We start from the raw sequence: 11,512 nt of genomic DNA, 5'->3' as shown, positions 1-11,512 counted from the left end.
TGGCTGCCCGCGCCGCTTCGACCCGCGCTGCCGCCACCGCCCCGGCCCGAGCCCTTGCCGCCGCCCGCCGGTCGGGAAAAGGTGGCCGTGTTCGCCGGCTGCATCGCCGACCGGCATGAATCCGGCAGCCGCGCCGCGCTGGCGCGCCTGCTGGCGGCGGCCGGGCTCGAGATCGAGCTTCCCGCCGGCCAGGGCTGCTGCGGCGCCGCCGCCGCCCATGCCGGCAATGCCGCCACCGCAGCCAGGCTCGGCGACGCCAACCGCGCCGCGTTCCAGGGCCGCGACCGCGTGCTTTGCCTGGCCAGCGGCTGCCTCGACAGCCTGTCGCGCAGCGTAGACGGAAGCGCCGTGGATGCGCTGGTCGCCCTCGATGGCCACGCGGATGCCCTCGCATTCCGCCCCGCCACCCAGCGCGTCGCCCTGCACCTGCCCTGCACCCAGCGCAGCGGCGCGGCGCTGCGCCGGCTGCTGGGCCGCATCCCTGCGCTGGACCTGGTGGTGCTGCCCGACGCCGGCTGCTGCGGCGCCGCGGGCCTGCACCAGGTCGCGTTCCCGGACCGGGCGGCGGCGCTGCGCGGGCCGCTTCACGCGGCCGTGGCGGCCAGCGGTGCGACCGTACTGCTGTCGGCCAACATCGGTTGCCGCCTGCACCTGGCCAGCGGCCTTACAATCCCGGTGCGCCATCCCATCGACTTCCTCGCCGAGCACCTGGCATGACCGTCGCCCGCCACTACAGCCCGCTGGACCGGATCCTGATCGAGGCCCAGCACGCCCTGGGTACCACCCTCGGCACGGCCCGTGCCGAACGCCCCAACCCCGCCGGCGAGCTGCCACCCGCCACGCTGGACCCGGCCGAACGACGGCATGCGGCCGGCCTGATGCGCATCAACCACACCGGCGAGGTCTGCGCGCAGGCGCTCTACGTCGGCCAGGCCGCGGTGGCCCGCGATGCCGCCACCCGCGCCCAGCTCGAGCACGCCGCCCAGGAAGAAACCGACCACCTGGCCTGGTGCGCCGAGCGCCTGCGCGAGCTCGACAGCCGGCCGAGCCTGTTCAACCCGCTGTTCTACGCCGGCAGCTACGCCATCGGCCTGGCCGCGGGCCTGCGCGGCGACGGCTGGAACCTGGGCTTCGTGGTCGAAACCGAACGCCAGGTCGAAGCCCACCTCGAGGAACACCTGGCCACCCTGCCCCCGGGCGACGAGCGCAGCCGCACCATCCTGCGCACCATGAAGGCCGACGAGGCCCGCCACGCCGACGAAGCCCTCGCCGCCGGCGCCCGCGTCCTGCCCTCGCCCATCCCGCGCCTGATGGCCCTGACCTCCCGCGTCATGAAGGCCATCGCCTACCGGGGCTGAACCTTCAACGAAAAACGGCCCGGGCTTGCGCGCCGGGCCGTTCTTCGCGACGGGATGAAGCGGTTCAGTCGGCCAGGTTGTGGCCGTTGAAGAGCTCGACGATCTCGCGCTTGAGCTGGTTCTCGATGCGCATGCGGTCCTTGAAGCCAAGGTTCTTGGCCTTCTCCTCGAACAGGTAGGTGTCGAGGTCGAACTCCTTGAGGTGCATCTTCGTGTGGAACAGGTTCTCCTGGTACACGTTGACGTCGATCATCTCGTACTTGCCCTTGATGGGCTTGGACAGGAAGTCCTGGATCGAGTTGATCTTGTGGTCGATGTAGTGCTTCTTGCCCTTCACGTCGCGGGTGAAGCCGCGCACGCGGTAGTCCATCACCACGATGTCGGACTCGAAGCTTTCGATCAGGTAGTTCAGCGCCTTCAGCGGCGAGATGACGCCGCAGGTGGCCACGTCGATGTCGGCGCGGAAGGTGGCGATGCCGTTGTGTGGGTGGGTTTCCGGATAGGTGTGCACGGTGATGTGCGACTTGTCCAGGTGGGCCACCACGGCGTCGGAGATCAACTCCTTGCCGGCCGCCTTCTTGTCGATCACCGGCTCTTCCGAGATCAGGATCGTGACTGAAGCACCCTGCGGGTCGTAGTCCTGGCGGGCCACGTTCAGGATGTTGGCGCCGATGATCTCGGCCACGTCGGTCAGGATCTGGGTCAGGCGCTCGGCGTTGTAGGCTTCGTCGATGTACTCGATGTAGCGCTGGCGCTGCTCTTCCGAGACCGCGTAGCAGACGTCGTAGATGTTGAAGCTCAACGCCTTGGTGAGGTTGTTGAAACCCTGGAGCCGGAGGCGAGGCAGTGGCTTGACCACGTGGGCATTCCCGTATGCGGAGGGGGTGGAGCGAGGGGGCGCATTATCGGCCAAACCGCCCCCCGGGGGAACCTTGGCGCCGGCGGGGCCCTCGCCGGCATTGCCCGGGGCACGTTCCCGGCCTAAGCTGAATCCTTGCAGGGGCCTCCAGAGCCCGCCTTGGCGCCGTCAGAACAGGAGTTCGCCGAACATGTCGATCCAGCCGCCGAAACTGGTCAACAGCCCGCTGGCGCCCGATGCCGCGACCATGGGCCGGTTCCTGGACCATTGCCACCGGCGCCGGTACCCCACGCGAACCGATGTATTCCGCCCCGGCGCGCCCGCCACCTCGCTGCACTACGTGGTCAGCGGTTCGCTCAGCGTGGTCAGCGAGGAGCCCGACGGCCGCGAGCTGATCCTGGGCTACGTCAACGCCGGCGAGTTCATCGGCGAGATGGGCCTGTTCTTCGCCGCCGACGCCCGCGCCGTGGTGGTCCGCACCCGCAGCGCCTGCGAGCTGGCCGAGATCAACTACGACCGCCTGCACCAGCTGTTCGCCGGCCCGCTGCAGGCCGAGTGCCCGCGCATCCTCTACGCCATCGGCCTGCAGCTGTCCAAGCGCCTGCTCGACACCAGCCGCAAGGCCAGCCGCCTCGCCTTCCTCGACGTCAGCGGCCGCATCATCCGCACCCTGCACGACCTGTGCACCGAGCCCGATGCACTCTCGCACCCGCAGGGCACGCAGATCCGCGTCTCGCGCCAGGAGCTGGCGCGCATCGTCGGCTGCTCGCGCGAAATGGCCGGCCGCGTGCTCAAGCAGCTGCAGGAGCAGAACCTGCTGCATGCCCGCGGCAAGACCGTCGTGGTGTACGGCACCCGCTGACGCATGGCCCGGTCCGGCGTGGCGGGCACCGATTCCCTGCTGGTTCGTCCCGCGACGGCCCAGGACGCCGCCGGCGTCGCCACCCTGCTGGGCGTGCTGGGCTACCCCTGCGACCGCGCCGAAGCCGCCCACCGGCTGCGCGCGCTCGCCGAGGAAGCCGACCAGGAAATCCTGGTCGCCGACCGCCATGGCTGCCTGGTGGGGCTGCTGGCGCTGGACCTGATGTACTACCTGCCGCTGGGCGCGCGCACCTGCCGCATCACGGCGCTGGTGGTCGCCGACGGCGAGCAGCGCCGCGGCGTCGGCCGGATGCTGCTGCGCGAAGCCGAGCACCGCGCCCGCCTGGCCGGCGCGGCGCGCATCGAGCTCACCTCGGCCACCCACCGCACCGAAGCCCACGCCTTCTACAAGGCCTGCGGCTTCAACGAAAGCGCGCTCAGGTTCCTGAAACGCCTCGGCGACTGACTCAGCGCAGCAGTTCGAAGGCGCCGCGCAGGCGCTTGTGGACGCGCGCGAGGCTGCGCGGGTCGGGGCGCACCAGCACCGGGCGCGCGGTTTCGCACAGCAGCGGCAGGTCCCAGAAGCTGTCGCTGTAGACCGCGGCGAAGGGCGGCCGGATGCCCTCGCGCGCGAGCGCGGTGATCTTGCGCGGGCCGATGGTGTGCTCCTGGCCGATCCAGCCACCGAAGGCCTGGCGCACGCTCGAGCCCACCACCGGGACCTCGGGCTGGCCCAGGGCCCGCCAGAGGTCGCGGGCCAGGCTCGCTTCGGCGCCGGTGACGATCACCACCTCGTCGCCCGCCTCGAGGTGCGCGTGCAAACGGCGCACGGCCGGGGCGATCAGCAGCTCGTCGCGGCGCAGGGTGCATTCGCGCACGAAGTCCTCGCGCGCCTCGACCAGCGCTTCCTGGGTGCGGCCGACCGTGGCCAGCCAGGTGTAGAAGCTGGCCGGCAGCCAGGCGCTGCGCCACCAGGCGAAGCCGGGGGCGAGGAAGGGAAAGCTCAGGCCGGCCGCGAGCCGCCGCAGCGGATGGCTGCGCAGCTGGCCGCGCAGCCAGGCCGCGGCGCAGTCGCCCCGCACCAGGGTGCCGTCGAAGTCGAACAGGACGGTCGCGGCGGGCATCGTGGCCTCAGGCGAACAGCCGCGCCAGCTCGGCGCCCGGGTCCGGCGCGCGCATGAAGGCCTCGCCGACCAGGAAGGCATGCACCCCGTTGCCGCGCATCAGCGCCACGTCGGCCGGCGTGGCGATGCCGCTTTCGGTGACCAGCAGGCGGTCGCCGGGCACGGCCTGCTTGAGGTCAAGCGTGGTCTGCAGCGTCACGTCGAAGGTGCGCAGGCTGCGGTTGTTGATGCCCACCAGCGGCGCCCCGACCTGCAGCGCGCGCTCGAGCTCGTCGATGTCGTGCACTTCCACCAGCACGTCCATGCCCAGGTCCATCCCCAGGTGCGAAAGGTCGGCCAGGGCCCCGTCGCCCAGCGCCGCCACGATCAGCAGGATGCAGTCGGCGCCCAGCAGGCGCGCCTCGTACACCTGGTAGGCGTCCACGGTGAAATCCTTGCGCAGCACCGGCAGCGCGCAGGCGCCGTGGGCCTGCACCAGGTAATCGTCGGCGCCCTGGAAGAAGTCCACGTCGGTGAGCACCGACAGGCAGGCGGCGCCGCCGCGCTCGTAGCTGGCCGCGATGTCGGCGGGGCGGAAGTCGGGACGGATCACGCCCTTGCTCGGGCTGGCCTTCTTGACCTCGGCGATCACGGCCGGCAGCCCGGCATCGATCTTCGCCTGCAGGGCGGCGGCGAAGCCGCGGGTGGGCGGCAGGCCCTCGCAGCGCGCCACGAGTTCGGCCAGCGGCACGCGCGCCGCGCGCTCGGCCACTTCTTCGGCCTTGCGGCGCAGGATGGTTTGCAGGATGTCGCTCATGGTCCTTCCTGACGGACGGGGCCGCCGTAGGCGCGCTCGACTTTCGCCACGCGCAGTTCGAAATGCTGGTACCACTCATTGCGCCCGCGCTCGCCCGCCGCCGTGCGCTGGTTGCTGAAGATCACCGCGTAGTAAGGCGGCGATGGGGTCTGCGCGAAGCCGGAGCCGGACACGGCGCCCTACTTCCCGCCGAGGCGGCGGGTGGCGGCGACGAACTCATCGAGCTTGGCCCGCGCCTTGCCGGCGGCGATCGCCTTGCGCGCCTGGTCGATGCCGTCGGCGATCGAGACCGCGCGGCCGGCCGCGTAAAGCGCCGCACCGGCGTTGAGGGCGACGATTTCCCTGGGCAGGCCGTCCTTGCCGTCCAGGGCTTCCTTCAGCAGCACCATGGACTCTTCGGAATTCTCGACCCGCAGGTTGCGGCTGGCGGCCATCGAGATGCCGAAGTCCTCGGGATGGATCTCGTATTCCACCACGTCGTCGCCGCGCAGCTCGCCGACCATGGTGGCGCCGCCCAGCGAGATCTCGTCCATGCCGTCGCGGCCCCAGACCACCAGCGCGCGCTTGGCGCCGAGCTTGCGCAGCACGCGCACCTGGATCCCGACCAGGTCGGGATGGAACACGCCCATCAGGATGTTCGGCGCGCTGGCCGGGTTGGTCAGCGGGCCCAGGATGTTGAAGATGGTGCGCACGCCCAGCTCCTTGCGCACCGGCGCCACGTTCTTCATGGCCGGGTGGTGGATGGGCGCGAACATGAAGCCCATGCCGGTCTCGGCGATGCAGGCCGAGACCTGGTCGGGCTGCAGTTCGATCACCGCGCCCAAGGCCTCGAGCACGTCGGCGCTGCCGGACTTGGACGACACGCTGCGGTTGCCGTGCTTGGCCACCTTGGCGCCGGCCGCCGCCACCACGAACATACTGGCGGTGGAGATGTTGAAGGTGTGGGCGCCATCGCCGCCGGTGCCGACGATGTCGACGAAGTTGTGCGCATCGGGCACCACCACCTTGGCCGCGAACTCGCGCATGACCCGCGCCGCGCCGGCGATCTCGCCAACGGTTTCCTTCTTCACGCGCAGGCCGGAGAGGATGGCGGCCGTGACCACGGGCGAGACTTCGCCGCGCATGATCTGGCGCATCAGCCCCACCATCTCGTCGTGGAAGATCTCGCGGTTCTCGATGATGCGCTGGAGCGCATCCTGCGGGGTAATCGGCATGGCCATGACCTGTAGGAGGGGTTTCAACCCCGAACGCCCTCGATGAAATTGCGAAGCATGTCGTGCCCATGCTGCGTCAGGATGGATTCCGGATGGAACTGCACGCCCTCGACCGCGAGCGTCCTGTGCCGCAGCCCCATGATCTCGTCGATCGAACCGTCTTCATTCTCGGTCCAGGCCGTGACCTCGAGGCAGTCGGGCAAGGATTCCCTGCGCACCACCAGCGAGTGGTAGCGCGTGGCCTCGAACGGATCCGGCAGCCCGGCGAACACGCCCAGGCCCTTGTGCCGGATCGGCGAGGTCTTGCCGTGCATGATGGTCCGGGCCCGCACCACCTCGCCCCCGAAGGCCTGGCCCAGGCTCTGGTGGCCCAGGCACACGCCCAGGATCGGCACCTGGCCGGCCAGCTTCTCCAGCACTTCGAGGGAGACGCCCGCCTCGTTGGGCGTGCACGGCCCGGGCGAGATGACGATGTGGTCGGGCTTGAGCGCGGCGATCTGCGCGACCGTGAGGTCGTCGTTTCGCACCACCTTCACGTCCTGCCCCAGCTCGCCGAAATACTGCACGAGGTTGTAGGTGAAGCTGTCGTAGTTGTCGATCATCAACAGCATGGGGGACGCGGGCCTGGCGGGTGGGCTGCCGAGTATAAAGCTCCCGGCGCTACGGCGCCGCCACTTCGACCCGGTTGCGCCCGTTGCGCTTGGCCCGGTAGAGGGCATCGTCGGCGGCGGCCAGAAGTCGCTCCGGGGCCTTGAGCAGATCCCCCTGGCGCGACCAGAGCACGGCCACGCCGACGCTGATGGTGACCGGGACGGCGGTGCGGCCCACGGGGATCGGGCCGGCGTTCTCGATGCAGGCGCGCAGGCGTTCGGCCAAGGGCATGGCCTCCGACATCGGCGCTTCCAGCGCCAGCACCGCGAACTCCTCGCCGCCCACGCGCGCCAGCAGGTCGCCGCTGCGCACGTTCTCCTCCAGCAGCAACGCCACCCGGCGCAGCACGGCGTCGCCGGCGGGGTGGCCGTGGGTGTCGTTGATGGCCTTGAAGTGGTCGATGTCCATCGTCACCAGCGCCAGCGGCTTGCCCTTCTCGCCGCAGCGGGTGACTTCGCGCGCCAGCTGGTCGCCGAAGTGGCGGCGGTTGGCGAGGCCGGTGAGGCCGTCGGTCATGGCCAGCACCTCGAGCTGGGCGTTGGCTTCGCTGAGCTCGACGGTGCGCTCGCGCACGCGCTGCTCGAGCTGCTGGGTCAGCGCGGTGAGCTCGCGCTCGTGCGCCGTGAGTTCGTCCACGAGGTTGCGCAGCGCGCCGGTCAGCTCGCGCGCTTCGCGGTAGCCGCGCTCGGCCGGGAAGGCCGCGTCCGGATCGCCCGCCTGCAGCCGCCGCGCGGCGCTGGCCAGGGCCTGCAGCGGGCGCCCGATCTCCCGCGCCAGCACGAAGGCGACCATCAGGAAGGCCAGCGTCAGCGCGCCCGACACAAGCCAGATCTGCTGGCGCAGATCGGCCACGGGCGCGAACGCCACGTCCGCGTCCATGCGCACCAGCACCACCCAGCCCAGGCTCTCGAACAGCGGCCGGCCGCGGGTGCGGGCATAGCCCGTGAGGTAGTCGTGCCCGTCCGGCCAGGTCTCGAGCACGAAGCCGGACGCCGAGCTGCGCACGCGGCCGAGGCTGGCGAGCGCCGGCGACTGGTCGCGCCAGCCGGCCGGACCCAGCACCACCCTGCCGTCGGCATTGAGTACGAACACCTCCACCGGGTCGCGCGCCACCAGGCTGTCGATGAGGTCGTTTCGAAGCTGCTCGGCCCACTCCCAGGACAGGTGGGCCGCCATCACGCCCACCGTCACGCCGAAGTCATCGTTGATTGGCGCGGCGACGTCGATCAGCCGCAGCGGCCCGTCACCGCTGGGTTGGACGAACTTCTGCAGCAGCACCGCGTCGCGGACGTCGCCCACGAACGGTTCGCGCAGCCCGGCCTTGAACCAGGGCCGTTCGGACATGCTGACGCCCTCGAGCCAGCCGCGGCTGGCCACCTGCACCTGGCCGTCGGCGCTGGTGATGCCGATCCAGGCGTAGTCGCGGTAGCTCAGCTGCATCATGTCGAACATCGCCCGCAGGCTGTCCTGGTTCGCCACCGGGTCGGCGGCGCCGGGCAGCAGGGACATGGTGCGCATGTCGTTCAGGCGCTCGTAGAGGCCTTCATCCATGCGGTCGGCCAGCGCGACCGCGCTGCCGGCCAGGCGCAGGCCAATGTCCTCCTCGAGCTTGTCGCTCGCGGCGCCCTCGATCATCACCGACAGCACGCCCACCAGTACGATCGCGAGCACGCCGTAGCTCAAGCCCAGCCACGCGCGCAGCCCCGCGCTGCGCGGCCGCAGCCTCTCGACCAAGCCTTGGACGCGCGACGACATACGAGGTTACAGCCCGCCCGCCGCCTGGGCGACGGCCCGGAACAGCGCGCGGCCCTTGTTCATGGTCTCGTCCCATTCCTTCTCGGGATCGGAGTCATGGACGATGCCGGCGCCGGCCTGCACGTGCAGGCGGCCGTCCTGGATAACGGCGGTGCGGATGGCGATGGCGGTGTCGGCGTCGCCCCACCAGTTGAGGTAGCCGACGGCGCCGGAGTAGATGTTGCGCTTCACCGGCTCGAGTTCGCGGATGACCTCCAGCGCACGGATCTTCGGCGCGCCGCTGACGGTGCCCGCCGGGAAGGTGGCCTTGATGACCTCGGCGAAGCCGACCTTCGGGCGCACCTGCCCGCGCACTTCGCTGACGATGTGCATCACGTGCGAGTAGCGCTCGATGATGAAGCGGTCGGGCACGGTGACGCTGCCCGGTTCGGCGACGCGGCCGACGTCGTTGCGGCCGAGGTCGATCAGCATCAGGTGCTCGGCGCGCTCCTTGGGGTCCGCCAGCAGCTCGGCCTCGAGCGCGGCGTCGGCCTCGGGCGTGGCGCCGCGCGGGCGGGTGCCGGCGATGGGCCGCACGGTGATCTCGCCGCCCTGCAGCCGCACCAGGATCTCCGGCGAGCTTCCCACCACCTGGGTGCCACCGAGGTCGAGGAAATACATGTAGGGCGAGGGGTTGAGCGCGCGCAGCGCCCGGTACACGTCCACCGGCCGCGCCCGGAACGGCACGCTCATGCGCTGGCTCAGCACCACCTGGAAGATGTCGCCGGCCCGGATGTATTCCTTCGATTTCTCGACCGCGGCCAGGAAGCCTTCCTTGGTGAAGCCGGACACGAAATCCTGCTCGCTTAGCAGCGAGGGATCGAGCACGTCGGGGTAGCTGCGGCCCGAGTGGCGCAGGCGGTACACCAGCTCGTCGAGCCGGCGCACGGCCTTGGCGTAGGCCTGCGGCTCGGACGGGTCGGCGTGCACGATCAGGTACAGGCGGCCCTTGAGGTTGTCGAACACCGCGACTTCCTCGCTGAGCAGCAGCAGCGCGTCGGGCGTGCCGAGCTGGTCGGGCTTGTGCGTGCCGTCCGGCATCGGGCCCGCCAGCCGCTTCTCGATCCAGCCGATGGTCTCGAAGCCAAAGTACCCGACCAGGCCACCCGTGAAGGCCGGCAGGTCCGGCATGCGCGGCACCCGGAACGACTCGCGCAGGCGGTCGACCTCCGCCAGCGGATCGGCCAGCTCCCGGGATTCGGTGAGCTCGCCGTGCTCGCGCACTTCCAGCGTGTGGTCGCGGAAGGTGTAGGTGCGCCGCGCCGGCAGGCCGATGATCGAGTAGCGTCCCCAGGTCTCGCCGCCTTCCACCGATTCGAACAGGTAGGTGTGCGGGCCGTCGGCCAGCTTCAGGTACACCGACAGCGGCGTGTCGAGGTCGGACAACACCTCGCGCACGACGGGGATGCGGTTGTGGCCTTCACCGGCCAGGCGCTTGAACTCTTCGGCGGAAATCACGGGGCGGACCTTGGCGGACAGGCCCCAAGTATATCCACCGCCCCCTGTAGGAGGGACTTCAGTCCCGGAGCTTTTCTGCGAGGAGCTTCGGGACTGAAGTCCCTCCTACAGGGAGTGGGGGATGGCGTGGAGGTGGAGGGTGAACTCGACGCCATCGCCGGCAGGGAGGTTGCGGGCCTCGGCGTGGCCGCGGTGGAGTTCGGTGATGAGCTTGGCGATGTGAAGGCCGAAGCCCAGGTGCGTGCCGCCCTCGTTGCGCTGCGGTTTGGCGCGCAGGCTGACCAGCGAGTCGAACAGGCGGGACTGCATGGCTTCGGGAAGCAGTGGGCCCGTGTTGGCCAGTGCGATGCGGGCCCCCGTGCCCTCCGCCGCCAGCGACAGCCGGACCCAGCCCTCCGGCGGGCAGAAGCCGCGCGCGTTGTCGACCAGCTTGTCCAGCGCCTGCACCACCAGCTCGGGCGAGCCGCGCAGCGGCAGCGGCCCGGCCGGCAGCTCGACCCGGAATTCGCGCGGCGCCAGCAGCGCGCGGTAGCCCTCGGCGCAGTCGGCCAGCAGCGCGCGCAGGTCGAAATCCTCGGGCTCGGCCGCCGAGATCGCGTGCTCGATGCGCGTGACTTCACTCATCGTGCGCACCAGGGTGCCCATGCGCTCGATGCCGTCGCGGGCGCGGCCGACGTAGGGCCGGGCCTCGGCGGGCAGGTCGGCCGAATCCAGGTTGTCGAGCGAGGTGCGCACGATCGCCAGCGGCGTGTTCAGCTCGTGCGAGAGCTTGCCCGACAGCGAGCGCAGGTAGTCGGTGTAGCCGGCGATTTGTTCGAGCAAGCTGGCGAAGCTGCGCGAGAGGTCGCCGACTTCGTCGCGCGCGTCGGTCACCGGGAAGCGGGTGACGCGGCCCTCGCGGTCCAGCGCCTGCTCGGCGGCATCGCGCAGCCGGCGGATGCGCGTGCCCAGCCGCGAGGCGAACAGAAACAGCAGCCCGAACGAGGCCAGGAACACCACGAAGCTCACGCCCAGCAGGCCGGAGAACGCGCGGTCGGTGAGCAGCAGCACTTCCGAGTTCGAGCGTTCGATCAGCAGCGCGGCGCGCACCTGGCCGTCCACCCGCACCGGCACCGCGGCCGACAGCAGCAGGCGCGCGCCGGAAGGATCGCGGCGCCAGGCGGTGCCCGGCTGGCCGGCAATGGCGCCGGCGACTTCGGCGCGCAGCACGCGGCGCGCGTCGGCGGGCTCGCTGGCCGTGGGCAGGGTGTCGCGGAATAGCAGCGCGCGGTACAGCCCGCGTCGCCAGGGCAACAGGTCATCCTCGGTGTCGTCGGCGGCCACCGCGCCGGCGCGCGCCATCACCCAGGCCGCGCGGTCGGCCAGCACCACGCGCATGCCCGGCGGCGCCAGCGCCG

13 protein-coding genes are annotated in these 11,512 nt (G+C 70.8%); 4 read left to right on the top strand and 9 right to left on the bottom strand.

The genetic code is table 11. The annotated features are described in order from the left end of the window. A partial coding sequence (locus Q0C12_RS13205) for a heterodisulfide reductase-related iron-sulfur binding cluster (RefSeq protein ID WP_290890941.1) occupies window positions 1-717 on the top strand: 717 nt, incomplete at its 5' end. Then, window positions 714-1,358: a 2-polyprenyl-3-methyl-6-methoxy-1,4-benzoquinone monooxygenase gene (gene coq7 / locus Q0C12_RS13200; RefSeq protein WP_290890939.1), complete on the top strand. Its 645-nt coding sequence runs from the start codon at window positions 714-716 to the stop codon at window positions 1,356-1,358. The genes Q0C12_RS13205 and coq7, both read left to right, overlap by 4 nt. A gap of 64 nt (window positions 1,359-1,422) precedes the next feature. On the opposite strand, the gene speD is transcribed toward coq7, so the two are convergent. Then, window positions 1,423-2,217 (bottom strand): adenosylmethionine decarboxylase, encoded by a 795-nt coding sequence (speD, locus tag Q0C12_RS13195; RefSeq protein ID WP_290890938.1) that lies wholly within the window; start codon window positions 2,215-2,217, stop codon window positions 1,423-1,425. Window positions 2,218-2,407: 190 nt separating this feature from the next. On the opposite strand from speD, the gene crp reads away from it, so the two are divergent. Then, complete coding sequence (crp, locus tag Q0C12_RS13190) at window positions 2,408-3,079, top strand: cAMP-activated global transcriptional regulator CRP (protein WP_290890937.1); 672 nt, start codon at window positions 2,408-2,410, stop codon at window positions 3,077-3,079. A 3-nt stretch (window positions 3,080-3,082) separates the two neighbouring features. Continuing rightward, complete coding sequence (locus Q0C12_RS13185; protein WP_290890935.1) at window positions 3,083-3,544, top strand: GNAT family N-acetyltransferase; 462 nt, start codon at window positions 3,083-3,085, stop codon at window positions 3,542-3,544. Between the two features lies 1 nt (window position 3,545). Here the strand turns inward: Q0C12_RS13185 and Q0C12_RS13180 are convergent, their stop codons facing one another. The 8 genes from Q0C12_RS13180 to Q0C12_RS13145 all read right to left on the bottom strand — a co-directional run. Next, window positions 3,546-4,202, bottom strand: a complete 657-nt coding sequence (locus Q0C12_RS13180; RefSeq protein WP_290890934.1) for a haloacid dehalogenase-like hydrolase — start codon at window positions 4,200-4,202, stop codon at window positions 3,546-3,548. Between the two features lie 7 nt (window positions 4,203-4,209). Next, window positions 4,210-4,998 (bottom strand): indole-3-glycerol phosphate synthase TrpC, encoded by a 789-nt coding sequence (trpC, locus tag Q0C12_RS13175; RefSeq protein WP_290890932.1) that lies wholly within the window; start codon window positions 4,996-4,998, stop codon window positions 4,210-4,212. Then, window positions 4,995-5,171 carry a hypothetical protein gene (locus tag Q0C12_RS13170; RefSeq protein WP_290890931.1) on the bottom strand — a complete coding sequence of 59 codons (177 nt, stop codon included), beginning with the start codon at window positions 5,169-5,171 and terminating at the stop codon, window positions 4,995-4,997. Before Q0C12_RS13170 ends, trpC begins: the two co-directional genes overlap by 4 nt. Window positions 5,172-5,177: 6 nt before the next feature. Beyond that, on the bottom strand, window positions 5,178-6,212 hold the full coding sequence (trpD, locus tag Q0C12_RS13165; RefSeq protein WP_290890942.1) for an anthranilate phosphoribosyltransferase: 1,035 nt from the start codon (window positions 6,210-6,212) through the stop codon (window positions 5,178-5,180). A 23-nt stretch (window positions 6,213-6,235) separates the two neighbouring features. After that, complete coding sequence (locus Q0C12_RS13160) at window positions 6,236-6,823, bottom strand: aminodeoxychorismate/anthranilate synthase component II (protein ID WP_290890929.1); 588 nt, start codon at window positions 6,821-6,823, stop codon at window positions 6,236-6,238. 49 nt (window positions 6,824-6,872) lie between these two features. Beyond that, window positions 6,873-8,618 (bottom strand): diguanylate cyclase, encoded by a 1,746-nt coding sequence (locus tag Q0C12_RS13155; protein WP_290890927.1) that lies wholly within the window; start codon window positions 8,616-8,618, stop codon window positions 6,873-6,875. Between the two features lie 6 nt (window positions 8,619-8,624). Beyond that, window positions 8,625-10,115 (bottom strand): anthranilate synthase component I, encoded by a 1,491-nt coding sequence (trpE, locus tag Q0C12_RS13150; RefSeq protein WP_290890925.1) that lies wholly within the window; start codon window positions 10,113-10,115, stop codon window positions 8,625-8,627. Between the two features lie 105 nt (window positions 10,116-10,220). Next, window positions 10,221-11,512 (bottom strand): ATP-binding protein (locus Q0C12_RS13145; protein ID WP_290890923.1); only part of this gene is annotated, 1,292 nt, incomplete at its 5' end.

Source organism: Arenimonas sp. (assembly GCF_022842045.1).
Lineage (GTDB): Bacteria > Pseudomonadota > Gammaproteobacteria > Xanthomonadales > Xanthomonadaceae > Arenimonas.
This window is presented reverse-complemented; position numbering and strand designations above follow the sequence as displayed.

Coding starts and splice junctions, on each gene's coding strand:
- coq7 (WP_290890939.1), top strand. CDS start 714: ATGACCGTCGCCCGCCACTACAGCCCGCTGGACCGGATCCTGATCGAG.
- crp (WP_290890937.1), top strand. CDS start 2,408: ATGTCGATCCAGCCGCCGAAACTGGTCAACAGCCCGCTGGCGCCCGAT.
- Q0C12_RS13185 (WP_290890935.1), top strand. CDS start 3,083: ATGGCCCGGTCCGGCGTGGCGGGCACCGATTCCCTGCTGGTTCGTCCC.
- Q0C12_RS13180 (WP_290890934.1), bottom strand. CDS start 4,202: ATGCCCGCCGCGACCGTCCTGTTCGACTTCGACGGCACCCTGGTGCGG.
- trpC (WP_290890932.1), bottom strand. CDS start 4,998: ATGAGCGACATCCTGCAAACCATCCTGCGCCGCAAGGCCGAAGAAGTG.
- trpD (WP_290890942.1), bottom strand. CDS start 6,212: ATGCCGATTACCCCGCAGGATGCGCTCCAGCGCATCATCGAGAACCGC.
- Q0C12_RS13160 (WP_290890929.1), bottom strand. CDS start 6,823: ATGCTGTTGATGATCGACAACTACGACAGCTTCACCTACAACCTCGTG.
- Q0C12_RS13155 (WP_290890927.1), bottom strand. CDS start 8,618: ATGTCGTCGCGCGTCCAAGGCTTGGTCGAGAGGCTGCGGCCGCGCAGC.